The 23349-nt window shown below is 72.6% G+C and carries 22 protein-coding genes and 1 pseudogene; 14 read left to right on the top strand and 9 right to left on the bottom strand.

Annotated features, from left to right (window positions below; genetic code table 11):
- Nucleotides 1-47: 47 nt before the first annotated feature.
- On the top strand, nt 48-524 hold the full coding sequence (locus tag ACIP9H_RS24130) for a MarR family winged helix-turn-helix transcriptional regulator (RefSeq protein ID WP_401586046.1): 477 nt from the start codon (nt 48-50) through the stop codon (nt 522-524).
- Between the two features lie 620 nt (nt 525-1144).
- Complete coding sequence (locus ACIP9H_RS24125; RefSeq protein WP_401586048.1) at nt 1145-1798, top strand: hypothetical protein; 654 nt, start codon at nt 1145-1147, stop codon at nt 1796-1798.
- Nucleotides 1799-1813: 15 nt separating this feature from the next.
- Here the strand turns inward: ACIP9H_RS24125 and pip are convergent, their stop codons facing one another.
- A complete protein-coding gene (pip, locus tag ACIP9H_RS24120) occupies nt 1814-2779 on the bottom strand; it encodes a prolyl aminopeptidase (RefSeq protein WP_401960714.1) in 966 nt (321 codons plus the stop codon).
- Nucleotides 2780-2944: 165 nt separating this feature from the next.
- On the opposite strand from pip, the gene ACIP9H_RS24115 reads away from it, so the two are divergent.
- Nucleotides 2945-4108 carry an AI-2E family transporter gene (locus ACIP9H_RS24115; protein ID WP_401586052.1) on the top strand — a complete coding sequence of 388 codons (1164 nt, stop codon included), beginning with the start codon at nt 2945-2947 and terminating at the stop codon, nt 4106-4108.
- A gap of 78 nt (nt 4109-4186) precedes the next feature.
- On the opposite strand, the gene ACIP9H_RS24110 is transcribed toward ACIP9H_RS24115, so the two are convergent.
- Entirely contained in the window at nt 4187-4315 is a 129-nt protein-coding gene (locus ACIP9H_RS24110; protein ID WP_401586054.1) for a hypothetical protein, read from the bottom strand.
- Between the two features lie 10 nt (nt 4316-4325).
- The gene (locus ACIP9H_RS24105) at nt 4326-4715 is read right to left on the bottom strand and encodes a ferredoxin (RefSeq protein ID WP_401586057.1); all 390 of its coding nucleotides are present in this window, start codon (nt 4713-4715) and stop codon (nt 4326-4328) included.
- Between the two features lie 392 nt (nt 4716-5107).
- On the opposite strand from ACIP9H_RS24105, the gene ACIP9H_RS24100 reads away from it, so the two are divergent.
- A complete protein-coding gene (locus ACIP9H_RS24100; RefSeq protein WP_401586059.1) occupies nt 5108-9403 on the top strand; it encodes a discoidin domain-containing protein in 4296 nt (1431 codons plus the stop codon).
- Nucleotides 9404-9492: 89 nt separating this feature from the next.
- Here ACIP9H_RS24100 and ACIP9H_RS24095 read toward each other — a convergent pair whose 3' ends face one another.
- Entirely contained in the window at nt 9493-9972 is a 480-nt protein-coding gene (locus tag ACIP9H_RS24095) for a lamin tail domain-containing protein (protein ID WP_401586062.1), read from the bottom strand.
- A 340-nt stretch (nt 9973-10312) separates the two neighbouring features.
- Between ACIP9H_RS24095 and ACIP9H_RS24090 the strand changes: the two genes are divergently transcribed.
- On the top strand, nt 10313-11152 hold the full coding sequence (locus ACIP9H_RS24090) for a class I SAM-dependent methyltransferase (protein WP_401586064.1): 840 nt from the start codon (nt 10313-10315) through the stop codon (nt 11150-11152).
- On the opposite strand, the gene ACIP9H_RS24085 is transcribed toward ACIP9H_RS24090, so the two are convergent.
- Nucleotides 11115-11447: a TIGR03086 family metal-binding protein gene (locus ACIP9H_RS24085; RefSeq protein WP_401960794.1), complete on the bottom strand. Its 333-nt coding sequence runs from the start codon at nt 11445-11447 to the stop codon at nt 11115-11117. The two genes, ACIP9H_RS24090 and ACIP9H_RS24085, sit on opposite strands and share 38 nt — an antisense overlap.
- Nucleotides 11396-11755: pseudogene (locus tag ACIP9H_RS24080) on the bottom strand (maleylpyruvate isomerase N-terminal domain-containing protein); the annotation flags it as partial. The gene ACIP9H_RS24085 and the pseudogene ACIP9H_RS24080, both read right to left, overlap by 52 nt.
- A 154-nt stretch (nt 11756-11909) precedes the next feature.
- On the opposite strand from ACIP9H_RS24080, the gene ACIP9H_RS24075 reads away from it, so the two are divergent.
- The 4 genes from ACIP9H_RS24075 (at nt 11910) to ACIP9H_RS24060 (ending at nt 17820) form a co-directional block, all read left to right on the top strand.
- Nucleotides 11910-14465 (top strand): SpoIIE family protein phosphatase, encoded by a 2556-nt coding sequence (locus ACIP9H_RS24075; protein WP_401586070.1) that lies wholly within the window; start codon nt 11910-11912, stop codon nt 14463-14465.
- A 137-nt stretch (nt 14466-14602) separates the two neighbouring features.
- A complete protein-coding gene (locus ACIP9H_RS24070) occupies nt 14603-16729 on the top strand; it encodes a substrate-binding domain-containing protein (RefSeq protein ID WP_401960708.1) in 2127 nt (708 codons plus the stop codon).
- A gap of 75 nt (nt 16730-16804) precedes the next feature.
- A complete protein-coding gene (locus tag ACIP9H_RS24065) occupies nt 16805-17542 on the top strand; it encodes a dienelactone hydrolase family protein (protein ID WP_401960706.1) in 738 nt (245 codons plus the stop codon).
- Nucleotides 17542-17820 (top strand): DUF6295 family protein, encoded by a 279-nt coding sequence (locus ACIP9H_RS24060; RefSeq protein WP_401586076.1) that lies wholly within the window; start codon nt 17542-17544, stop codon nt 17818-17820. The genes ACIP9H_RS24065 and ACIP9H_RS24060 overlap by 1 nt, the downstream gene beginning before the upstream one ends.
- A 16-nt stretch (nt 17821-17836) precedes the next feature.
- On the opposite strand, the gene ACIP9H_RS24055 is transcribed toward ACIP9H_RS24060, so the two are convergent.
- Entirely contained in the window at nt 17837-19024 is a 1188-nt protein-coding gene (locus ACIP9H_RS24055) for a damage-control phosphatase ARMT1 family protein (RefSeq protein WP_401960703.1), read from the bottom strand.
- Between the two features lie 103 nt (nt 19025-19127).
- Here ACIP9H_RS24055 and ACIP9H_RS24050 point away from each other — a divergent pair, with 103 nt between their 5' ends.
- On the top strand, nt 19128-19724 hold the full coding sequence (locus ACIP9H_RS24050) for an HD domain-containing protein (RefSeq protein WP_401960700.1): 597 nt from the start codon (nt 19128-19130) through the stop codon (nt 19722-19724).
- A gap of 30 nt (nt 19725-19754) precedes the next feature.
- Here ACIP9H_RS24050 and ACIP9H_RS24045 read toward each other — a convergent pair whose 3' ends face one another.
- Nucleotides 19755-20510: a VOC family protein gene (locus ACIP9H_RS24045; protein ID WP_401960697.1), complete on the bottom strand. Its 756-nt coding sequence runs from the start codon at nt 20508-20510 to the stop codon at nt 19755-19757.
- A 290-nt stretch (nt 20511-20800) separates the two neighbouring features.
- Between ACIP9H_RS24045 and ACIP9H_RS24040 the strand changes: the two genes are divergently transcribed.
- Nucleotides 20801-21298: a GNAT family N-acetyltransferase gene (locus ACIP9H_RS24040; protein ID WP_401960694.1), complete on the top strand. Its 498-nt coding sequence runs from the start codon at nt 20801-20803 to the stop codon at nt 21296-21298.
- Between the two features lie 463 nt (nt 21299-21761).
- Complete coding sequence (locus ACIP9H_RS24035; RefSeq protein WP_401586088.1) at nt 21762-22058, top strand: WhiB family transcriptional regulator; 297 nt, start codon at nt 21762-21764, stop codon at nt 22056-22058.
- A gap of 18 nt (nt 22059-22076) precedes the next feature.
- Here ACIP9H_RS24035 and ACIP9H_RS24030 read toward each other — a convergent pair whose 3' ends face one another.
- Nucleotides 22077-22424 carry a hypothetical protein gene (locus ACIP9H_RS24030; RefSeq protein ID WP_401586090.1) on the bottom strand — a complete coding sequence of 116 codons (348 nt, stop codon included), beginning with the start codon at nt 22422-22424 and terminating at the stop codon, nt 22077-22079.
- Nucleotides 22425-22569: 145 nt separating this feature from the next.
- Here ACIP9H_RS24030 and ACIP9H_RS24025 point away from each other — a divergent pair, with 145 nt between their 5' ends.
- Nucleotides 22570-22809 carry a DUF5133 domain-containing protein gene (locus tag ACIP9H_RS24025; protein WP_401960691.1) on the top strand — a complete coding sequence of 80 codons (240 nt, stop codon included), beginning with the start codon at nt 22570-22572 and terminating at the stop codon, nt 22807-22809.
- A gap of 147 nt (nt 22810-22956) precedes the next feature.
- Nucleotides 22957-23316: an STAS domain-containing protein gene (locus ACIP9H_RS24020; RefSeq protein WP_401586094.1), complete on the top strand. Its 360-nt coding sequence runs from the start codon at nt 22957-22959 to the stop codon at nt 23314-23316.
- Nucleotides 23317-23349: the final 33 nt, after the last annotated feature.

Here is a 23349-nt window from a genome sequence, read left to right as displayed (position 1 = left end):
AACGATCCGCTCCGACGGATGGTTTCCCGCTTGATACGGTGACCGACGTGACAGGACACGAGAACGCGAACCGGGACCCCGCATCCGATCCGCTGGACCGGCTCGGCTTCCTGTTGGCCCGTCACGGAGCCGTCGCCAAGGACCGTGTGCACCATGCGTTCGCCGTCTGCGGACTGGCCCCCCGTCAGGGCACCACGCTGATGCTGCTCGGCAGGTCGGGCGACATGAGCCAGCAGGCGCTCGCCGGTGAACTGGGCGTCGACCCCAGCATCATGGTCGGCATCCTCAACGACCTGGAGTCCTGCCACCTCCTGGAGCGCCGCCGCGACCCGGCCGACCGCCGGCGCCACATCGTCACCATCACCGAGGCGGGCGCCGACACCCTGACGCGGGTGGAGAAGGCCCTGCACGAGGTGGAGAGCGAGCTCTTCGCCGACCTCGCCCCCGAGGAGCTCACCGCACTGCGCGGTCTCCTGGCCCGGGTCAGGACGTCTCCGGCCGCTTCCCCGTGCGACGAGGTCTGAGGAGCCCCGGCCGGCTCCGGCCCGCACCGCGGGCGGTACGCGAAGAGCGGGTGGCCGTCACATCCGAGCGTCCCCACGCGCGATGACGGGCCACCCGCCCTGGCGGACAGGGCGACAGCCGTGTCCTGTCAGCCGCACTTACCGTCCCCACGGGCGCGGCCTCCTGCGCCTCCCTCACAGAGCGCAGGGCCTTCACCCCGGCCTCACAGGTTCGGGGCGAAATTGAACGTACACGACGGTTGATCCATATCAATGATTATGGGCGTGTGACCATGGCCTCAGCCCCTCGCCCCCCGGAGGCGGAATAAAAGGCTCCGCCCGGCGGACGGCCCGGCCCGACCGGCGTGGGGCACCTCACATCGCGCCACCGGGCACCACGATCATCGCCCTGACCTGCGCTTTCACGGAATCACACCTGGTGGGACCGCCGTGCACCGACCCCAGGGCCTTGCGCTCCGCGCGCCCACTGCCGCAGAGTCCACACATATCCGGCCTCGTTCGCTTACGCGGCGATGGGGCAACCGGGCGGGGGGCACATTCGAAAGGGTCCTTGTCCTCCCATGGTTTCCCCACGCAGCAACCAGGCAAAGCACCGCCGCGGTCGGTCCCTGCGGTGGAAGGTGACGACGGCGGCCGTCGCCGCGGCGGCCGCGCTCGGCGGAACCGCCTGGGCGCTGCAGCAGTCCTTCCAGGAACCCGCGGAGGCCGCCGGAAAGCCGCGGCCCGCCGCCGTCTCCCCGGCGCCCGCGTCCCGTACCACCTCGCCCAGCCCCGACGCCGTACCCGGCAAGGGCCTCGACCGGCCGGTCCACGGCGAGCGGAAGGCACCCGGCAAGAAGGACGGCAGCACCACGAGCGGCAGGCCCGCGCACGAGTCACCGTCGCCGAAGGCGGCACCGTCCACCACCCCCGCGAAGGCGACCCATCAGCCCGCCAGGTCCGCCACCCCTGCCAAGCCGGCCGCGCCCACGCACCACCCGTCCCCGAGCGCACCGCACACGACTCACCCGGCCCATCCCTCGGCCAGTCCGTCACCGGTGGTCACCCACCCCGCGCACACACCCCCGGCCACCCCGCCCGCGCCCAGCGAGCCGGCACCCAGCACCCCGCCGGCGAGCCCCGATCCGACGGACACGCCGCCCCCGGCGACGCAGCCCCCGGCGACGGACACGCCGGCCGACGATACGGCCGGCACGGCACCCACCACCGCCACTCCGGAGCACCGGGTACCGCGCGCGCACGGCGAGTGGTGGCAGCACCGCACGCCGAGGTGACACCGCGGGCGCGGGTCAGTGCCCGCGCCCCGAGAAGCGCTCGACGGCCCGCAGGACGGCCTGCTCCATCGCGGGGCTGCCGGTGTGCCCCGAGTCGTCGATGACCTGGAGCTCCGCGTCCGGCCACACCTTGGCGAGTTCCCACGCGGTCGTGAGCGGGCTGCCGAGGTCGAGCCGCCCGTGGATCAGCACTCCGGGGATGCCCGCCAGCCGGTGGGCGTCGCGCAGCAACTGCCCGTCCTCCAGCCAGGCGTCGTGCGAGAAGTAGTGCGCGCAGATCCGTGCGAACGCGATCAGCGCGTCGTCCGCCCGGTCGCTGTAGGCATCGGGCTTCCCCAGGCTCTCGTGGGCGATGACCGCGTCCTCCCAGGTGCACCAGTCCCGCGCGGCCTTGGCGCGCACGGCCTCGTCCGGGCTGTTCAGCAGCCGGCTGTAGGCGGCGACCAGGTCACCGTCCCGGTCCTCGGGCGGCAGCGCGTCGCGGAAGGCCTCCCAGGGGCCGGGCAGCAGGCGGCCGACGCCGCGGTACAGCCAGTCGGTCTCCTCGGGGCGCGTCGTCGTGACGCCGACGATGATGATCTCGGTGACCCGCTCCGGGTGGCGCTCGGCGTACGCGAGGATCAGGGTCGACCCCCAGGAGCCGCCGTAGAGCAGCCAGCGCTCGATGCCCAGGTGCTCGCGCAGCCGCTCCATGTCGGCGATCAGGTGCTCGGTGGTGTTCTCCGCGAGGCTCACGCCCGGGTCGGAGGCGTGCGGCAGGCTCTCCCCGCTGCCGCGCTGGTCGAACATGACGACCCGGTAGAGCTCCGGGTCGAAGCCGTTGCGGGCACCCCGCTTGCCGCCGGAGCCCGGGCCGCCGTGCACGCACACCGCGGGCTTGCCCTCCGGGTTGCCGCTGACCTCCCAGTGGATCAGCTGGCCGTCGCCGACATCGAGCTGTCCCTGTGCGTACGGTGCGGAATGCCTGTACGGCGATGCCACGGCGGTCTCCTCCGGTGAGATGCGGAACGGGCGCGGAGCGCCCGGGTGAGGCTACTGCCCACCCCTGCGCGCTTGGGTGCCTTCGGGCGAATGACGCCCGCGGCACGTTGCGGGGGCGCGGAGCGGTGGTACGAGCCCAGGCGTACGGGAGGTGGTGGCGGGCACATGCCCAGGCGAGCGCACACGCAGGGCGGCCCGGGCCCGGGCATGCCGCCGGGAGACCGCCGCGACCGCATCCGCACGAGCCGCCGGGCGGCGGCCGGCCATTCCCCCGGCACGGCCGGGCTCCGGGTGCTTCCGGCGCTCAACACGGCCGCCGCGTACAGCTGGCGGCTCATCGTCGTCGGCGTGGTCGTCTACGGGATCTTCTCCGTCCTGGGGCGCTTCCACGAGATCGCGGTCGCGGTCTTCCTCGGGCTGGTCGGCACGGCGATACTCCGGCCGGTGGCGGACCTGCTGGCGCGGTGGATGCCCCGGCCGCTGGCGGTCGCGGTGTCAGTGCTCGGCAGCATCGTGCTGGTGCTGGGCGTGCTGGCCCTGGTCGGTGAGGCGGTCGCCCAGGAACAGGAGGGACTGCAGAAGGAGTTCGGGGCCGGGCTGTCCAGAATCGAACGCTGGCTGGAGGCACCGCCGTTCCGGCTCGACCCGAAGGCCCTCACGGACCTCCAGTCCAAGATCGGCGACTGGCTGTCCAGCCACCGCTCGACGCTCATCAGCACCGCGCTGAGCGGCGCCGGACGGCTCATCGAGGTCGGCACGGTTCTCGCGCTCGCCCTGTTCTGCTCGGTCTTCTTCCTGCACTCAGGCGACCGCCAGTGGACCTGGTTCTGCCGTCAACTGCCGCTGTCGGTGCGGGAACGGGTGGCGGTGGGCGGCACGGCGGCGTGGCGCACCTTCACCGGGTACACGCACGGCATCGTGCTCGTGGCCGGCACCAACGCCGTCCTGGTGGGCCTCGCCCTCTACGCGCTCGGCGTGCCGCTCGCCCTCCCACTGGCCCTGCTGGAGTTCTTCGCCGCGTTCGTGCCGCTGATCGGCTCGCCGATCGCGCTCGCCGTGGCCGCGGTGGTGGCCCTGGCCTCCAAGGGCCCCCTGGTCGCGCTGGTCGTCATCGCCCTCATCGTCATCATCGGCCAGATCGAGGGCCACGTCCTGCACCCCCTGGTGATGAGCTGGGCGGTCCGGCTGCACCCGGTCGTGGTCGCCCTCAGCGTCATCGGCGGCGCCATCGCCGCCGGTGTCATCGGCGCGGTCGTCGCCGTCCCCCTCGTCTCCGTCCTGTGGTCCGTCCGCCAGGCGCTGCGCGCGGCGGGAGCGCAGCGGGCGTAGCCCTGCGCGAAGCGGCCGTCGGCCGCCGCCCCGCACCGCGCCGGAGGCACGTCGCTCGACGACTGATCCGCACCGCCGTCAGAGCGTGGGAAGTCGGTCCGCGGCTGTCGGGGAACGTCGCTCCTCGAGCCAGAAGAGGTAGACCCTGAGGTGCGCTGCCAGTTCGCCGTCGAGGTAGTCGGCGTACGCCAGGGCAGCGGCGGCCACTCCTTGCCCGTTACAGGCGTCGTCGGCCTCCCAGTCGGCGCGCCGGTCCGCCAGATACTCCTTGATCCGCTGTCGATCGCGCCACCATTCCCGGGCCGCTGCGGGTGTACCAGTGGGCGTCGCCGTCGCAACCGTAGCCGGAGAAGGCCTCCTCCTCGGCAGCGTCGACCAACCGCTGGAGCTCCTCCGGCGTCCGGGGCTGCCGGTACACGTACTCGGTGAAGTAGTCGGCCTCGTAGAGCACGAGCCCTGGGGCGTGGATCCGGCCCGTACCGCAGTTGTCGGTCTCGGCCCCGTAGAACGGTCCGGGCACGTTGAGCCACTTCCGCTCCGACCACTTCCCCAGGAACGCTCCGCGCGCCTCGCCGAGCAGAGGCACCGGGTCGAAGTAGAGGTCCACGGCAGAAGGCCAGCCCCGCACTGAACCCTTCACCGGACCCCGAGCGAACCGCCCCGGAAGGCGCGCATCGCGCGCGGCGGGAAGGGCGCCGCCGGCCGGAACGTGGGCGTCCGAACATGCGGACGAGGCCGTGCCGGAAGCCCAGGGAGCGTAGTGAAGGCGACTGGCCGAGGCAAGGGCAATTGCGAATTGCGCAAAATCTTGCATGCATGCGCAAGTACGTGTCGGCTGCACGGCACAGCCGCGCAAGCCTGTCGCGTCCATATCAAAAGGCCCGGTCGTAGGCATGGACGCCCGCAATCTGCTCTGCAACTATCGCCACGGTTAACGCAATTTAATGAGCGATCAACGCAACTTCTCGGCCACCGACACACGAGAGGCACAGGGACGACATGCGAAGGAAGCACATGGTCCAGCGGCTGGTGGCGGGGGTGATCGCGGCGGGCATGGTCGTCCTCGGCCTGTCCGCGCCGCCCGCCTCGGCCGCCGGCGGGCCGAACCTCGCGGCGGGCAGAACGGCCACCGCCAGCAGTTCGCACGCCGAGTACGGGGTCGCCAACATCACCGACGGCAGCCAGGACACGTACTGGCAGAGCGCGGGGAGCACGTTGCCGCAGTGGGTCCAGGTGGACCTCGGCAGCGGCGTCAACGTCGACGAGGTGGTCGTGAAACTGCCCGCGCCGTGGGGCGCGCGCGACGAGACCTTCGCCGTGCAGGGCAGCACGGACGGCAACACCTTCTCCACGCTCTCCGGCTCGGCGGCGCACACCTTCGCGCCCGGGGCGGGCAACACGGTCACCATCGGCTTCTCCGCCGTCACCACCCGGTACGTGCGGCTGAACATCACGGCCAACACCGGCTGGTCCGCCGCCCAGGTCTCCGAGCTCGAGGTGCACGGTGCCGCCTCCTCGACGGACAACCTGGCCCAGGGCCGGACGCTGACCGCGAGCGGCAGCAACGCCCCCTACACCCCGGCCAACGCCAACGACGGCAACCAGGCCTCGTACTGGGAGAGCGCCAACAACGCCTTCCCGCAGTGGCTCCAGGCCGACCTCGGCTCCTCGGTGGCCGTCAGCAAGGTCGTGCTGAAGCTGCCGCCGTCCTGGGAGGCGCGGACGCAGACGCTGTCGCTGCGCGGCAGCACGGACGGGTCGAACTTCAGCGACCTGGTGGCGTCCCGCGACTACGCCTTCAGCCCCGCGAGCAACAACACGGTCACCGTCAACCTGACCTCGGCGACCGTGCGCTACCTGCGGGTCAACGTCACGGCCAACACCGGCTGGGGCGCCGCCCAGCTCTCCGAGCTGGAGATCTACGGTCCGGCCACCGGTGACACGACCGCGCCGTCCGCGCCCACCGGCCTGGCGTACACGCAGCCCGCGTCCGGCCAGATCCGGCTGACGTGGAACGCGTCCACCGACAACGTCGGCGTCACCGGCTACGACATCTACGCCAACGGCATGCTGCGCACGAGCGTCGCCGGCAACGTGACGACCTTCACCGACAGCCAGCCCGACTCCGCCACGGTCACGTACGCCGTGCGCGCCAAGGACGCGGCGGGCAACCAGTCGGGCAACAGCAACACCGTCACCCGCACCGGCGACACCGGCGACACGCAGGCGCCCTCGCAACCCGGCAACCTCGCGTACACGCAGCCCGCGTCGGGCCAGGTCAAGCTGACCTGGACCGCCTCGTCGGACAACGTCGGCGTCACCGGCTACGAGGTGTACGCCAACGACCAGCTGCGCGGCACGGTCTCCGGCAGCACGCTGACCTACACCGACAGCCAGCCGGACTCGGCGACCGTCGCGTACTACGTCAAGGCCAAGGACGCCGCCGACAACCGCAGCGTCGCCAGCGCCACCGTCATCCGCAACGGGTCCCCCACCGGCCCCGGTTCGAACATGGCCGTCGGCAAGCCGATCACGGCCTCCTCCACCACCCAGAACTTCGTCGCGGCCAACGCGAACGACAACAGCGTGACGACGTACTGGGAGGGCGCGGGCGGCAGCTACCCCAACTCGCTGACCGTCTCGCTCGGCGCCAACGCCGATGTGTCCTCGGTGGTGCTCAAGCTCAACCCCGACGGCGCCTGGGGCACGCGTACCCAGAACATCCAGGTGCTCGGCCGCGAGCAGGGCGCGACCGGCTTCACCAGCCTCAAGGCCGCGACGGACTACACGTTCAACCCGGCCTCGGGCAACACGGTGACCATCACGCTCAGCGCGCGCGTCGCCGACGTGCGGCTGACGTTCACCGCCAACAGCGGCGCGGGCGGCGGGCAGGTCGCCGAGTTCCAGGTGATCGGCACCCCGGCGCCGAACCCGGACCTGACGGTCTCCGCCATGGGCGTCACCCCGAGCGCGCCGGTCGAGACGGACGCGGTCACCCTGTCCGCCACCGTCCGCAACATCGGTGAGCTGGCGTCGGGCGCCACGAACGTCAACTTCTACCTGGGCACCACCAAGGTGGGCACCGCCTCGGTCGGCGCGCTGGCCGCCGGCGGCCAGGCCACCGTGACGGCGAACATCGGCACCCGTGACGCGGGCAGCTACCCGCTGAGCGCGACGGTCGACGAGGCGAACACTGTCATCGAGCAGAACGACACCAACAACTCCTACGCCAGCCCGAGTCCGCTGGTCGTCAAGCCGGTCGACAGCTCCGACCTGGTCGCCGCGCCGTCCAGCTGGACGCCGGGCAACCCGGGCAAGAACAACACCGTGACCTTCTCGGTCGCGATCAGGAACCAGGGCACCGTGGCCTCCGCGGGCGGCGCGCACGGCATCACCGTGACCGTCACCGACACCGCCTCCGGCAGTGTCGTGAAGACCCTCACCGGTTCCTACAGCGGTGCCATCGCGGCGGGCAGCACGGCGAGCCCGGTGAACCTCGGCACGTGGACGGCGGTCAACGGCAAGTACTCCGTCAAGACGGTGATCGCCGCGGACGCCAACGAGCTGGCGGTCAAGCAGCAGAACAACACGAGCACCCAGTCCCTGTTCGTCGGGCGCGGCGCCAACATGCCGTACGACATGTACGAGGCCGAGGACGGCGTCCTGGGCGGCGGCGCGCAGGTCGTCGGCCCGAACCGCACCGTCGGCGACCTCGCGGGCGAGGCGTCCGGCCGCAAGGCCGTCACGCTGAACAGCACGGGCAGCTCGGTGGAGTTCACCACCAAGGCCAGCACCAACACCCTGGTCGTGCGCTACTCCATCCCCGACGCCGCGGGCGGCGGCGGTATCAACTCCACCCTGAACGTCTACGTCAACGGCACGTTCCTCAAGGCCATCGACCTGACCTCGAAGTACGCGTGGCTCTACGGCAACGAGACCGCCCCGGGCAACAGCCCCGGCGACGGCAGCCCGCGCCACATCTACGACGAGGCCAACATGATGCTCGGCACCACCGTGCCGGCCGGGGCGAAGATCAAGCTCCAGAAGGACTCCGCCAACAGCACCACCTACGCGGTCGACTTCGTCAACACCGAGCAGGTCGCGCCGATCGCCAATCCCGACCCCGCGGCGTACACCGCGCCCACCGGCTTCAGCCAGCAGGACGTGCAGAACGCCCTGGACAAGGCGCGCATGGACACCACCGGCACGCTCAAGGGCGTCTACCTGCCGCCGGGCGACTACGACACCTCCAGCAAGTTCCAGGTCTACGGCAAGGCCGTCAAGATCATCGGTGCCGGCCCCTGGTACACCCGCTTCCACACCCCGTCGAGCCAGTCCAACACTGACGCGGGCTTCCGCGCGGACTCCACGGCCAACGGCTCGTCCTTCTCGGGCTTCGCGTTCTTCGGCAACTACACCTCCCGCATCGACGGTCCCGGCAAGGTCTTCGACTTCGCCAACGTCGCCAACATCACCATCGACAACGTCTGGAACGAGCACACGGTCTGCCTCTACTGGGGCGCCAACACCGACAACGTCACCATCACCAACTCCCGCATCCGCGACACCTTCGCCGACGGCGTCAACATGACCAACGGCAGCACGGACAACCACCTCGACAACATCGAGGCCCGTGCCACGGGTGACGACAGCTTCGCGCTCTTCTCCGCGATCGACGCGGGCGGCGCGGACGAGAAGAACAACCTGTACGAGAACCTGACGTCCCTGCTGACCTGGCGTGCCGCGGGCATCGCGGTCTACGGCGGCTACGCCAACACGTTCCGCAACATCCTCATCGCGGACACGCTGGTGTACTCCGGGGTCACGATCAGCTCGCTGGACTTCGGCTACGCGATGAACGGCTTCGGGACCGAACCGACCAACATCCAGAACGTCTCCATCGTCCGCGCCGGCGGGCACTTCTGGGGCGGTCAGACCTTCCCGGGCATCTGGCTCTTCTCGGCCTCGAAGGTCTTCCAGGGCATCCGCGTCAGCGACGTGGACATCGTGGACCCGACGTACAGCGGGATCATGTTCCAGACCAACTACGTCGGCGGTCAGCCGCAGAACCCGATCAAGGACACGGTCCTCACGAACGTGACCATCAGCGGTGCCCACCGCAGCGGTGACGCCTTCGACGCCAAGTCCGGCTTCGGCCTGTGGGCGAACGAGATGCCGGAGTCCGGGCAGGGTCCGGCGGTCGGCTCGGTCACCTTCAACAACCTGCAGTTCAACGACAACTTCCAGGACATCAAGAACACCACGTCCACGTTCACCATCACCCGCAACCCGTAACGGGCAGCAGGCAGGACGCACAAAGGCGGCGTGCCGCGACTGGATGTCGCGGCACGCCGCTCGTTCACCGGGCGCTGCCCGGTACGGGCTCAGCGGTGACGACGGCCGCCCCACTCCTTGCTGTCCACGAAGCCACCGCGGTCGTTGCGCAGCGTGGCGCTGTCACGGTTGTCCCAGACACCCTTGCGGCGGTCCTGGAAGACGTCGAACCGGCTGTCGCGGCCCTGGCCGGTGTGCACGCGCACCTTGGAGTGGCCGGGGAGGCGCAGGAAGTTGAAGCGGTAGCGGTTGCCGTCGCTGTCGCTCAGGGTCCAACCGCGCAGGTTCACGGTGTCGCGACCCCGGTTGACCACCTCGACCCACTCGGTGTTGAGCGCGCGGTTCGAGCGGACCCCGCGGCCGCCTTCGTCGTGCCGGACGTCGCCGATCGACACCGAGGTGCGGGGGGACGGGCCGTGCCCGTGGCCGCGGCCGTTGTCCGCGGAGGCCGGCATGGCGGCGGCCGCCACGACGGCGCCGGAGGCGAGGACGGTGGCGATGACGCGACGGGCGTTGAACGAAGCAGACATGATGCCCCCTCATCAGGGTGCGTCCCGGAACTCCCGTGCTCCGGTGACGCGGTGCGGTTACCTCGGCGGTTGGCCGATGACCCAACTCTGACCTGCCGCGACGGCAAAATCCGGAAGATCCGCTTCACGTTACGAAATGCGGACATATCCGTAACCCTCACCTGTAGGCGACATCTGTCAATGTCATAGGACACTCCCCGTCATTGCCTGATACATCGACCCGGTCGGCACACGTCATCCGCGCGACGACGTGTCACTCACAGGGGTAAGCGACCCGGGCGCGACGTTGACGCGGCGGCCCGAGGGCCTTTGTAACGGCACCGTCTGCGAACATCGCGTCATGGCGACACACGAACCCGGCACCGGCTACCTGCTCGACAACCGGCAGTCCGAGGCGGGCGTCCGCTTCGGGGCCCTCGCCGAGCTCTTCGACCCCGTGACGTTCCGCCACGTCGACGCCCTGGGGATCGGCTCGGGGATGCGCTGCTGGGAGGTGGGCGCGGGCGGCCCGTCCGTGCCGCTGGGGCTCGCCCGGCGTGTCGGGCCCGGCGGCACGGTGGTCGCCACCGACATCGACGTGTCGTGGGCGCGGGAGGCGGCCGGCGGCGTGATCGACGTACGGCGCCACGACGTCGCCGCCGACCCGCCGCCGGAGGGCGGCTTCGACCTGGTCCACGCGCGGCTGGTCCTGGTGCACGTCACCGACCGGGCCGAGGCCCTGCGGCGGATGGTCGAGGCGCTGCGCCCGGGCGGCGTCCTGCTGCTGGAGGACGCCGACCCGGGCCTGCAGCCCCTGCTGTGCCCGGACGAGTCGGGGCCCGCGCAGGAGCTCGCCAACCGCCTCCGGTCCGGATTCCGGACGCTCATGGCGGAGCGCGGCGCCGATCTCGCGTACGGCAGGACACTGCCCAGGCTGCTGCGCGAGGCGGGCCTGGAGGACGTGCGCGCCGACGCGTACTTCCCGATCACCTCCCCCGCCTGCACGGTGCTGGAAGCGGCGACGGTGCGGCAGATCCGCGGCCGGCTGGTGGCGGCGGGCCTGGCCACGGACGAGGAGATCGACCGTCATCTGGCCCATGTCGCCACCGGCGCCCTCGACCTCGCCACCGCCCCGATGATCTCCGCGTGGGGACGCCGGCCGCTCAGCGCGGCGGACGCCACCCCGGATCCCGTCCGGTGAGCGCGACCAGCCGGTCCAGCGGCGGCGCGCTCGGCGGCACGGGGACCGGGCGGCCGAAGGGCCCGGAGCCGTCCGATCCCGCGGTGAACGGGGTGAGCAGCGCGAGCGCCGCCTCCAGGCCCGCCGGGTCCGGCCGGTAGTCCTGGCCGGTGGCACGGGCCAGGTCCCAGCCGTGCACCAGGAGCTCGTTGAGGGCGAAGCACCCGGCCGCGCCGGCCGGCAGGTCGACCCCTCCGGCGCGGGTGCGGCCCTCCCACGCGAGCGGGCTGCGCCAGGCGTCCGCCATGCCGGCCAGCAGGTCCGGCAGGCCGGAGCGCCACCGCGCCGGCGGGTCCGGCGGGAGCGCGCCGGCGGGTCCGGCGGGAGCGCGCCGGCGGGATCGCTGTCGGTGGTGGGCCCGAGGTCCTTGCGGGCGGCGTCGCGGAAGGCCGCGCACAGCCCCGCGACATGGCCGATGAGACGGCCCACGGTCCAGTCGGGGCACGGGGTGGGAGCGCCGAGCCGGTCGTCGCCGATCCGCTCCAGCACGGCGGCCACGCCGAGCGCGGCAGGTCGGAGGTCGGGCTGCCCCGCGGTATCGGGGCCGTGGAACTGCTGCGTCATGGGACTCCCCTGGATGTCGGTTTTCCTCACCGACAGGGACCGCGGCGGCGCACGGAACTCATCGGTGCGGGGGCCCGGCGGGACCCCGGCCGCGGTGGGCCGCCAGCGGGTGCTCCAGATCTTGCCTGAAGGCAGTATTGAGCTGTGGAGGTCCTTGCTACGAGGCACCGCCGCCCGGACCGGCCGCGCGGACGCGGGCGGCGCGGTGCTCCCTGACGCCTCGGGCGGCTCGCCCGTGAAGGGTGACGCGTACGCCGTGCTCGACGACCGCGGCGCCATCGCGAGCTGGAGTCCCGGCGCGCAACGGCTGCTCGGGCACCCGGCCGCCCAGGTGATCGGAAAGCCCGCCGTCCATCTGCTGCACACCACTGCGGACGCGGACGAAGCGGCCCGCGTCATGGAACGCCGCCGCAAGGACCGCTCCGTCGTGCTCGGCATGGCGGGTCTGCGCCACCTCGACGGCCACCGGGTCGACGTGGTGCTGTGCGCCCATCCACTCTTCCTGTCCGGACGGCAGCACTGGCTGCTCCAGGTCGAGGACGCCGAGACGGTGCGGCGCGGCGACCTGCGTCACGCTCTGCTCCAGGGTGTGTTCACCGAGTCGCCGTTCATCATCGACGTCTTCGACCGGGACCTGCGCTTCGTCGCCCAGAACGACTCGCGCAAGCGCGCGCCGGGATTCGACGACGTCGTCGGGCGGACGATGCGGGAGGCCGCGCCGCCCGGTCTGCTCGACGTGGACGCCCTGGAGAGCCGGCAGCGGCAGGTCCTCGCCACGGGGAAGGCGCTGATCGGCACCGAGGTCCGCGGCCGCGACCCGCGCGACCCGGACCGGGACACCGTCTGGCAGGAGACCATCCTGCCGCTGCGCGGCGCCGCCGGTGACGTGGTGGCGCTCGCGCACATGGTCACCGACACCACCGAGGAGTCCCGCGCCCGTGAGCGGCTCGACCTCGTCAACGAGGCCAGTGCCCGCATCGGCAGCCGGCTGGACGTCTTCTCCACAGCGCAGGAGCTCACCGACGTGGCCGTGCCGCGCTTCGCCGACCTCGCCTACGTCAATCTGCTGGACCCGGTCTTCGGCGGGGCCGAGCCGGTGACCGGCCCGCTGCACGAGACGGTCGTACTGCGGCGGGCGGCGAGCACCATGGAGGCCAGCGACCTGGCGAAATCCATCCTCACCACCGGCGACGTGGACACGTTCGCCTCCGCGCCCGACTCCCACACCCGGCGCGCCCTCGCCGACGGGGAACCGGTCCGTCTGAGCGGCGAGGAGGTCACGAGCGAGCTGGCGGCGTCCGATCCGGCGCGCGCGGCCCTGGCCGCCCGGTACGGCGTCCATTCCTGGCTGCTGGTCCCCATGTTCGCCCGCGGCGCGCCGCTCGGCTCCGCGGTCTTCGTCCGGATCACCCGGGCGCACCCCTTCGAGGACGACGACCTGCCGCTGGCCAGGGAGATGGTGACCCGCGCCGCGGTGTGCATCGACAACGCCAGCCGCTACACCCGGGAGCGGACCACGGCGCTGACGCTGCAACGCAACCTGCTGCCGCGGAGCCTGCCCGAACTGCGCTGCGTGGAGGCAGTGTCGCGCTGCCTGCCGTCCGGCGAGCAGGCCGTGCTCGGCGGCGGCTGGTTCGACGTGATCCCGCTCTCCGGCGCCCGGGTCGCGATGGTGATCGGCGACGCCGGCGGCGAGGGACTGTACGCGGCGGTGTCCATGGGGCGGCTGCGGACGGCTGTGCGCACCCTCGCGGACCTCGACCTGTCGCCCGAGGAACTCCTCACCCATCTCGACGACCAGGTCAAACGCACCCTCAACGACCGGTCCGCCCCGCTGGAACCCCCCGAACAGGCCGCCCGCACCTGCCTGTTCGCGGTCTACGACCCGATCTCCCGCAAGTGCCGCTTCGCCGGCGCGGGCCACCCGCTGCCGGTGCACGTCGGCGCGAGCGGGCAGGCCTCCTTCGTGGACGTCCCGGTCGGGGCCCCGCTGGGCGTCGGCGCGGTCCCGTACGAATCGGGAGAGGTGACCCTCGCCGACGGCGATGTCGTGGCCTTCTACACCGGCGGGCTGCTCGGCGCGCCGGGCGAGCGTGACCGCGGGGCGGGTTCCGCGCGGCTGCGCGAGGCGCTGTCCGACCCGGCCATCGTGTCGGCCCTGCACGCCCGCGGCGGGCTCGCGTCGCTCGGCGAGGCGGGCGACGCCGTCCTGAACCGTCTGCGGGCAGGTTCGCCTGTTCTTCAGGGTTCACCCGGTTCGGCCGGGAACAGCGACGTGCTGCTGCTCGCGCGCGTGCACGGGCTGGAACCCGACCGGCACGTGACCTGGGAGCTGCCCTCCGAGCCGGAGGCCGTCGGGCGGGCGCGCACGCTCACCGTGGAAAAGCTGGCCGAATGGGGCCTGGGCGAGCTGGAGTTCACCACCGAGCTACTGGTCAGCGAACTGGTCACCAACGCCATCCGGTACGGCAGGCCCCCGCTCCGGCTGCGCCTCATCCACGAACGCACCCTCATCCTCGAGGTCTCCGACGGCAGCAACACCTCGCCCCGTGCCCGCCGTGCGCTGGAGACCGACGAGGGCGGGCGCGGTCTCTTCCTGGTCGCCCAGGTCGCGAAGTTGTGGGGCACCCGCTACGAGGTGCGCGGCAAGACCATCTGGGCCGAACAGCCGCTCGGCGAACCGGCGGACGGGACCGGCGGCGCGCTGTGAACCCGGCGCACCGCCGCGTCACGAGGCGGGCATGTTCCGGCATCTCCTCCAGGAGCGGCCGGTGCCGGAACCCCGCCCGCGCTTCCCTATGCTGAGTGCTGCTCAGGAGGGCGGGGCGGCGTGGAGGGAGCGCACAGGTGACGCTGCTGGACGGCGATCCGCGGTCCGTCGGGGGGTACCGGCTGGAAGGCAGGCTCGGCGCCGGGGGCATGGGGGTCGTGTTCCTCGCCCGGTCGGTGTCGGGACGGCGCCTGGCCGTCAAGGTGATCCGCCCCGAACTGGCCACGGACGACGAGTTCCGGGTCAGGTTCCGGCGCGAGGTGGCGGCCGCCCGCCGGGTCAGCGGGGCCTTCACCGCACCCGTCGTGGACGCCGACGCCGACGCGGAACAGCCCTGGCTCGCCACGCTCTTCGTCCCCGGTGACTCCCTGCACCGGCGCGTCACCGCACAGGGCCCGCTGCCCGCGCGGGAGGTGCGGCAGCTGGCGGCCGGGCTGGTCGAGGCGCTGCGCGACATCCACCGGGCCGGTCTGACCCACCGCGACCTGAAGCCCGGCAACGTGCTGCTCTCGGAGGACGGCCCCCGGGTCATCGACTTCGGCATCGCGCACGCCGCCGACGGCGAACGCCTCACCCAGACCGGTGTCGTGGTCGGCACGCCGGCCTTCATGGCGCCCGAGCAGTTCACCGCGGACACCGCCGGTCCCGCGGCGGACGTCTTCGCGCTCGGCTCGGTGCTCGCGTTCGCGGCCACCGGGCACGGGCCTTTCAGCGGCGACAACTCGCACGCCATCGGCTTCCGCGTGGTCTACGAGGAGCCGGACCTCGGCGGCCTGCCGGAGGAGTTGCGTCCCCTGGTGACGTCCTGCCTCGCCAAGGACCCGGAGCGGCGGCCCACCGTGGAGGGCCTGCACGACTCGCTCATGACGCCCGTCCCGGACGCCCCGGGCGCCTCGGACATCGCAGACGCGGTCCCCTTCGACGCCCCGCCGGCCCCCGCCCCGGTGCCGGCGCGGCTGCCGACCCCGACCCTGCGTCCGGCCGTACCGCCGCCGCCCGCCGGGGAGTTCGGCCCCGCCCCCGGTGACCCCACGGGACCGCCCGGGGAGCGGGCCCGGCCCTCCCGGACCCGCGTCGCGCTCACCGTGGGCGCGGCGCTGCTGCTGGTCGCGGCGGCCGCCGTCACCGTCCCCCTGCTGGTCGACGGGGGCGACGGCGACGGAGGGAGGCGGTCGGGCAGGGGCGGCCCGAGCGGGGTCACGTCCTCCGGGGCGTCCAAGGCGTCCGCCGCCGCGTTCTCGTGCGCGGGCGCGAACGGGGACCTGCGGGGCAGCGGCGCGAGCAGCGTGGACCCCGTGGTCACCGCGTGGACCAGCGGCTTCGCCAAGGCCTGCCCCGGCGCCGACGTCCGGTACAACCCGACGGGAACCGGCGCAGGCGTGCTGGCCTTCACCAGCGCGACCACCCACTTCGCCCTGACGGACAGCCCGTTGAGCGCCGCGGACCGGACGCGGGCCGACCAGCGGTGCCCGGCCGGGGGCGCCCTGGTCCTGCCGCTCGCCGCCACCCCCGTGGCCGTCGTCCACCACCTTCCCGGCGTCCGTGACCTGGTCATGGACGCGCCCACGCTCGCCGCGGTCTTCGACGGCGCGATCACCCGGTGGGACGATCCGGCGATCCGGCGGCTCAATCCCGGCACGGCACTGCCGTCGCAGGCGATCACCGCCGTCCACCGCTCCGACGCCTCGGCCACCACCAGGACGATCACCGGCTACCTGGCCGGAGCCGCCCCCGCCGCGTGGTCGCACGGCAGCGGCACATCGTGGCCGGGGCGCGGCGGCCGGGGCGCCCAGAGCTCGCAGGGGCTCCGCGCCCAGGTGACGCAGGTCCCCGGGGCCATCGGCTATCTGGACCTGGGTGACGCCGCCGGGCTGGACACCGTACGGCTGGCGACCGGCGCGTCCAAGCCGGTGGCGGCGACCTCCGCCGCGACCACCACGGCGGTCGGCGCGGGCGACCCGTCCCTCGCGACCGTCGCACTGGACCCCGCCACCCACGCCGAGGGCGCCTACCCCCTCGCCAGGGTCGACTCCGCGCTCGTGTGCGCCAAGGGCAACGACGCCCGCTCGCTCGCCACGCTCAAGGCGTTCCTGTCGTACACCGTCGGCGCACAGGGCCAGGAGACCGCGGTGCGGCAGGGGCACGCCCGGCTGCCGGAGGCACTGGCCGCGCGCGTCCGTACCGCCGTCGGAGGGCTGGGCTGAGTACCTGGGAGGGAGCCTTCCGGAACGGCGGACTATCGTGTCGATCATCCGTCACCTCGAAGGGAAACCCCTTTCATGTACGACGCAATCCTGGCCGAGACGATCACCGTCACGGGCCACGACGACGACCCGATCGAGGCGTACGCGGCGCGCCCGATGACCCCCGGTCCGCTGGGCGGCGTGGTGGTGATCCACCACATGCCGGGCTACGACGCCCCGTCGAAGGAGATCACCCGCCGCTTCGCCGCGGAGGGCTACGCGGCCGTCTGCCCGAACCTCTACAGCCGTGAGGCCCCCGGCGCCTCCCCCGACGACGCGGCCGCGACGGCCCGGGCCCGGGGCGGCGTGCCCGACGAGCGGCTGCTCGGCGACGTGGCGGGCGCGGCCGCGTACCTGCGCGGGCTGCCGTCGTCCAACGGGCGGGTGGGCGTCATCGGTTACTGCTCCGGCGGGCGGCAGGCGTTCCTGGTGGACGCCTCGCTCGACGTGCAGGCGGCCGTCGACTGCTACGGCGCCTTCGTCGCGGGCCGGCCGCCGGAGGGCTTCCCCCTCCAGGTCGAGCCGCTGCTGCACCTGACGAAGGACCTGCGCGCCCCGCTGCTCGGGCTGTTCGGCGTGGAGGACAGCTATCCCTCGCCCGAGCACGTCGCCGAGCTGGAGGCCGAGCTCAAGGCCCACGGCAAGCCGTACGAGTTCCACAGCTACGAGAACGCGGGCCACGCCTTCTTCGCCGCCGACCGGCCCAGCTACCGGCCGCAGGCGGCCGTCGACGGCTGGTCCCGGATCCTCACGTTCTTCGGGGAGCACCTCTGATGTGCACCTACCTCACGGAGAAGGTCCGCATCGAGGGCAGCGGGAAGGGCGCGCAGGGCTACTTCGCGCTCACCGACGCGATGGTCTACGTCGACCATCCGCAGCACGCGCCCTTCGAGCACACCGTCAACATCGACTTCATGAACCCGGAGCTGGGCCCCTCGGCGCGGGTGGCCGTCGAGCTCACCGAGGAGGCCGCGCTCGCGCTGGTCGAGGCGATCCGCTCGGCCCTCGCCGCGGCGCCCCCCGGGCTCGCCTCGGCGTCCGCGGGCCGCTGAGGGCCCTGGCGGGGGCCTAGCCGGGGATCCCCACCTGGATCAGCGCGTGGGTGCCGGTGGTACGCCAGGGCGTGCCGGTGGCGTCGAGACGGGCGACGGTCCGCGCGTCGACGCCGGTGAGGGTGTCCGACTTGAGGGTGCGCAGGGCCGCGAACGGGCCGGGGAAGTACGCGGTGACGTCCGCGAACGGCACGGTCGCGGCCCACTGCCGGTCGCCGACCAGGCGGCGGTAGTTGAGGTCGCCCTTCATCACGGTGACGGCGGCCGCCGCGAAGCGCTCGCGCAGGTCGCCGGGCAGGGCGTCGTACGGCAGCGGCGCGCAGGCGAACGGGTGGGTGGACAGCGTCAGGCGGTCCGTGCGCAGGGCTTCGGCGAGCCGGTGCCCGATCGACCCGGCGGCGCCGGGCGCGTGCGCCATACGGCGCAGGCACGTCAGCACGTCGCGGGGAGTGGCGTCGGAGACAAAGTAGGGGCGCGGCTTGAGCATGAGCTCGACGTGCCCCGCGCGTCCCGCGGCCAGCAGGTGATCGATGAGCACAAGGTCGGCGAGGATCTCGCGGGCGCTGTTGTCGGCGACCACGACGACCCGCCCGCCGTCCAGGAGCGGCCACAGCCGGTCGGACTCGTCGGCCACGTACGTCCCGGACGGCTCGGGGGCGCCCCCCGGCTCGCCCGCGATGGTGAAGCCCAGGTCGGCCTGGTTCCCCCAGACGGCGGCGGTCAGCAGGCGGTGCTCCCGCTCCTCCTGGGTGAGCGCGGCCAGGTCGTCGAGGGCTGCGAGGTCGCCGGCGAAGCCGTGGCCGTCCAGCTCGGCGTCCTTGAACGGCGCGAAGAAGTCCAGACCGTGCCAGGGCCCTCCGGCGAGATGGCCCGTGGCGTCGAGCAGCCTGCGGTAGAAGTACGACTCCGCCCACAGGAACGGCAGTTCGGGCCACCCTCGGCCGTACATCCCCTGTCCCCAGCGCTCCCACACGGCCGCGTCCTCCGCGTCCGCCGGCAGCGGGGCGACGGTGCCGTGGCGGGACTCCTCCAGGAGCGCTGCGCACGCCTGGCGCTGTGCGCCGCCGAAGGGAACCGCCTCCAGGATCCGTCCGATCAGCACCGGGTGACGGACCTGGAAGACGTTCCAGGCGAAGGAGCCCGGCTCGTCGCAGGTGAGGGGAGGCGCGTCCGGGGGCGTCGAGCCGTGCGCTTGGTGGGGCATGCGTGGTCCTCCAACGGTGGGAACGCAATTCTCACAGGAAGCGGCGCGAAATCACGGACCGCACGCCCGTCGGGGCAGGGCGTCCTCTACGCTGCGGACCCCTATGACCCCACCGAATCCGCTGGAACGCGCTCTCGGCGACCCGGGCGACCCGCCGATGCGCCCGCTGCCGCCCGCGGTGACCGCCCTCCTGCTGCGCCTTCAGGCCCCGCCCCGCCTGGCGGCGCACCTGCGGGCCGTCCACGACGTCGCCCATGAGCTGGCCGGCTGGACACGGGAGCACTGCCCGGGCCTCCCGCTGGACCGCGAGGCGGTGCTCTTCGGCGCGGCGACGCACGACATCGGCAAGACCGTCCACGAGGCCGAGTTGTCCGGCCCGGGCTCCGCGCACGAGGAGGCGGGCCGGGAGCTGCTGCTGGCGCACGGCTTCCCGGCGGAGCTCGCCCGCTTCGCCGGGACCCACGCGTCCTGGGCGCGACCGGCGGTGACGACGGAGGAGTTGCTGGTCAGCACCGCCGACAAGGTGTGGAAGAACAAGCGGGTCCCGGATCTGAAGGACCGCCTCGTGGCACGACTGGCCGAGGCCAACGGCACGTCCCGTTGGGAGGAGTTCCTCGCGCTCGACGACGTCCTCGGCCGGATCGGCGAACAGGCGGGACGCCGCCTCGCCTTCCAGGCGTCCTTCCCGGTACGGGGCTGACCCGGCGAACCTGACGTCCGTGACGAGCGCCTACCGGGGCGTCCACAGCGTGAACTCGTTGCCGTCGGGGTCGAGCAGCAGCATCCGCTCGGCGTCCCCGATTCCGGTGCCGGCACCAGTGCCGGCGCGTGTCGCGCCGAGCGGGACCAGGCGGCCGGCCTCCGCCTCCCCGTCGGCGTGGGCGGGGATCTCCAGCTCCAGGAACAGCCTGTTGGGGCCGGTCTTCGGCGGTATCGGAGGACCACCCCAGGTGATCTTCGTCCCGCCGTCGGGCGACTGGATCGCGGTCTCCTCGTCCTGGTCCCAGACAAGCGGCCACTTCAGGGCCTCGCTCCAGAAGCAGCCGGCCTCCCGCGTGCCGTCGCAGGACAGCGCTCCGACGAGGCCCGTGCCGGCGAGGAACATGTTGCCCGCCTCGATCACGCAGAACTCGTTGTCGTCCGGATCGGCGAGGACCACATGCTCCTCTTCGGGGAGTTGGCCCACGTCGACATGGCTCCCGCCCAGTTCCAGTGCCCTGGCGACGGTCCGGCGCTGGTCCTCCGGGGAGGCGCTCGTCAGGTCGAAGTGCGCCCGGTTCCGCCCGGTCCTCGGCTCCTGGCCCCCCGGCACGAAACGCAGCGGGAAGCCGGCGTCGTCAGGGGGCAGCACGGCGACACCGTCATGCCCTTCGACCGGCTCCCAGCCCAGGACCCCGGACCAGAACCGCGCGAACCGCGTCCCGCGAGCGCAGCCCTGGGGGGACCGTGACCCGCCCGCACCCGGTTTCCACGGGGCCCGGTCCACCCAACCGGGCAGTCACCGTGCAGGGTTGGCGTGTGCCGCCGGTTCCCGGTCCGGTCCTCGCGCGGGCGGGCCCATCGCCGCACGGGTCCCCGCCGATCGGGTGCCACGCTATGATCCTGTCATCACTGAAGCCTTCCCGGTCGGATACACATCCCCGGGGAGGCTTTCTTCATGCCCCCTCGGGAACCGCCCGGGGCATGACCACCTTTCTCGGGCGACAGCCCGCGGCACCGACCAGTGAGTTCGGCATACGCATGTCCGACGGTCGGTCCCCTGTCCAAAGGAGTGCCATGCCAGACGTTTCCGTGCGCCTCGCGACCGCTGACGACCGTCCTGCCGTCGAACGGCTGTGGCTCATGTTCCGCCACGACATGTCGGAATTCAGCGGCCGGCTCCCCTTCCCGGACGGCACGTTCCGCGGTGAGCGGCTTGAAGCCGCCTTCACGGAGACCGGCTGGGCGCCGTACTTGCTGACCAGCGACGATTGCCCTGCCGGTTTCGCGTTCGTTCGTGCTCTGACTGAGCCGACGCATGTGCTGAACAGCTTCTTCGTGGTTCGCGGAGCACGCAGGGCGGGGATCGGCCTGCGTGCCGTTCAGAAGGTCGTCGCCAGCCATCCTGGGCGGTGGGAAGTCGCCTTCCAAGACGCCAATGCGGCCGCAGTCCGCTTCTGGCGGCGTGTCGCAACCGAGATCGCCGGCGAGGGCTGGTCCGAGGAGCGCAGGCCCATTCCTGGTCGGCCGGACCTGCCGCCCGATGTCTGGATCTCCTTCCGTGCCGACTCGTAACGGCGACCGGCCGACGGGCGGGGCTCGGCCGTTCAGCGCCCCGCGGTGCCCTCTGACCCACGCTGGTTCAGGGCTCTGGTGAGGTCTCGGTCGGCCCGCGCGGCGTCGAGATCGGACGGCACCTCGTCCAACCGGGCCGCGAGTTCGGGGCTGTGCTGCTCCAGCCCAGTGACGCCCGCACCACCGGCTGCGACCGCCGCTGGTACCTGGAGCTCGACTGATCAGGGTCGATGGGGATCCGTGAGGCGGCACCGTCGCTTCCCCATGCACAAGCCGCACATGACCATGCGGTCCACGTTGAACCCAACGTACGGGATCCGGCGTGGCGTTGAATCCTCGGACCGGTCGTCCTCTCCTCGGCCCAGGTTCCCGTCCGCCACCGCATGGGTCCCCTCCGATCGGGTACCCGACGTCTCACGGCAGAGTCCGCAGCACTCCGTACGCGTCTCCGGAAGGAGTTGTCATGGGCTGGTGGCGAAGCGCCGCTTGTTCCGACGAGGATCCCGAACTGTTCTTCCCGGTCGGTGCGTCAGGACCGGGGGCCGCCCAGGAGGAGCGGGCCAAGGCGGTCTGCGAGCGGTGCCCGGTGGAGGAGCAGTGCCTCCAGTGGGCCCTGGACAGCGGGCAGAACCCGGGCATCTGGGGCGGTACGACCGAGGACGACCGACGGGCGATCAGGCGCCGCCGGGCGCTGCGCCGGTCGCATTCCCCGTCGTCGCCGTCCTCCCCTCGCAGGGACCGCCGGCCGGCGGTCCGCTGAAGCCCGCACGTCGCGTCGTCACCCGGTGCGCGGTCTGAAGTTCCGCGGCGGGGCCGCCCCCGGCCGCCGGAAGGCCACCGTGACGGCGAGCAGCCAGCTCACCCCGAAGGCCGCCGCGAGGCCCGGCTGCCAGGTCACCACGGTCGCGACCAGCAGGGCGAGCGACACGGCCACGAGCACCGCGACGAGCAGCACCCGCGGCCGGAACCGCCACGTCCCCCGGTCCCGCAGGGCGTCCATCGCCCGGTCACGGGGCGTCAGACGCATGGTGCGCAACCGCCGTTCGAGGACCGCGTCGGCGCTCAGCAGCCGCTCCATCCCCGCCAGCGTGCGCCTCTCCCGGTCGGACAGTTCCGAGCTCCCCATTGCCGGCACCTCCGCTGCTCGCCACCACCCATGCCTGCCATCTACCCCGAATGGAGGCGGGGAAGGCGGGTAGCCGGTTTCCGGTGGCCGTCCTTCGGTCCCCCGCCGGCCCCGGAGCGCGGCCGGCGGTGGAAGGAGTCCGATCATGCTGGTGGCGCATCCCGTGGTCCTGTACATGCTCGTCGAACGGTACGAGTCGCTGTGCACGCGGCCGGCCGGCGAGGACGACGACGAGACCCGCCGCAGGCACAGGGAGGACCTCGGCACCGCCTTGTGCGCGGCCACCGGCACACCGACCGTGGAAGCGGCGCTGCACGTGGCCCGCCGCCTGCTGCCGGGAACAGGCGGTGAACCCGGCGAACCCGGCGAACCCCCCGGATCCTGAGGATCCTGAGGATCCTGCGGACGACCGGTCGGCACGGCGTGGCGGTGTCGTGAAAGGGCCGGTCCGCGCCCTGTCTCGCTTGACGCGACCGGCGGGCGGCCCGAACCTGAAGGGGATCGAGCGTTCCACCCCCACTGGGAGCTCCCCGTGTCGCCCCTCCCCCCACCCCGTCCCGCATGGGCCGCTCACCGGCTCACGGTCCGCTTCGGCGGTGCCGAGGACCGGCCACTGGCCATCGTCGCCGGTGAGATCGACCAGGACGGCGCCGAGGCACTGCGGCACGCGCTGGAGTCCGTACTGGGCGACGGCACGAACGGCCCCGGCGGCCTCGACGTCGATCTGCGCGAGGTCTCCTTCTGCGACTGCGCCGGGCTCAACGCCCTGCTGCGGGTCCGCCTGCACGCCCTGGACAGCGGCCGCACTGTCACGCTCAGCGCGGTCAGCGGGCAGGTGGGACGGCTGCTGTCGCTGTCCGGCACGGAGGAGCTCTTCGCCGCCGCGGCATAGGGCGCAGCCGCGACGGGCCGTGTCACCGCCGCG

This window comes from Streptomyces sp. NPDC088732, from assembly GCF_044751205.1.
GTDB lineage: Bacteria > Actinomycetota > Actinomycetes > Streptomycetales > Streptomycetaceae > Actinacidiphila.
Note: the sequence above shows the minus strand (reverse complement) of the source record. Positions and strands in the feature narration are given on the sequence as shown.

Excerpts from the sequence above, each read along its gene's own strand:
- ACIP9H_RS24100 (WP_401586059.1), top strand. The coding sequence starts at position 5,108 with ATGCGAAGGAAGCACATGGTCCAGCGGCTGGTGGCGGGGGTGATCGCG.
- ACIP9H_RS24055 (WP_401960703.1), bottom strand. The coding sequence starts at position 19,024 with ATGCCCCACCAAGCGCACGGCTCGACGCCCCCGGACGCGCCTCCCCTC.
- ACIP9H_RS24060 (WP_401586076.1), top strand. The coding sequence starts at position 17,542 with ATGTGCACCTACCTCACGGAGAAGGTCCGCATCGAGGGCAGCGGGAAG.
- ACIP9H_RS24025 (WP_401960691.1), top strand. The coding sequence starts at position 22,570 with ATGCTGGTGGCGCATCCCGTGGTCCTGTACATGCTCGTCGAACGGTAC.
- ACIP9H_RS24065 (WP_401960706.1), top strand. The coding sequence starts at position 16,805 with ATGTACGACGCAATCCTGGCCGAGACGATCACCGTCACGGGCCACGAC.
- ACIP9H_RS24030 (WP_401586090.1), bottom strand. The coding sequence starts at position 22,424 with ATGGGGAGCTCGGAACTGTCCGACCGGGAGAGGCGCACGCTGGCGGGG.
- ACIP9H_RS24090 (WP_401586064.1), top strand. The coding sequence starts at position 10,313 with ATGGCGACACACGAACCCGGCACCGGCTACCTGCTCGACAACCGGCAG.
- ACIP9H_RS24040 (WP_401960694.1), top strand. The coding sequence starts at position 20,801 with ATGCCAGACGTTTCCGTGCGCCTCGCGACCGCTGACGACCGTCCTGCC.
- ACIP9H_RS24095 (WP_401586062.1), bottom strand. The coding sequence starts at position 9,972 with ATGTCTGCTTCGTTCAACGCCCGTCGCGTCATCGCCACCGTCCTCGCC.
- ACIP9H_RS24050 (WP_401960700.1), top strand. The coding sequence starts at position 19,128 with ATGACCCCACCGAATCCGCTGGAACGCGCTCTCGGCGACCCGGGCGAC.
- ACIP9H_RS24115 (WP_401586052.1), top strand. The coding sequence starts at position 2,945 with ATGCCCAGGCGAGCGCACACGCAGGGCGGCCCGGGCCCGGGCATGCCG.
- ACIP9H_RS24035 (WP_401586088.1), top strand. The coding sequence starts at position 21,762 with ATGGGCTGGTGGCGAAGCGCCGCTTGTTCCGACGAGGATCCCGAACTG.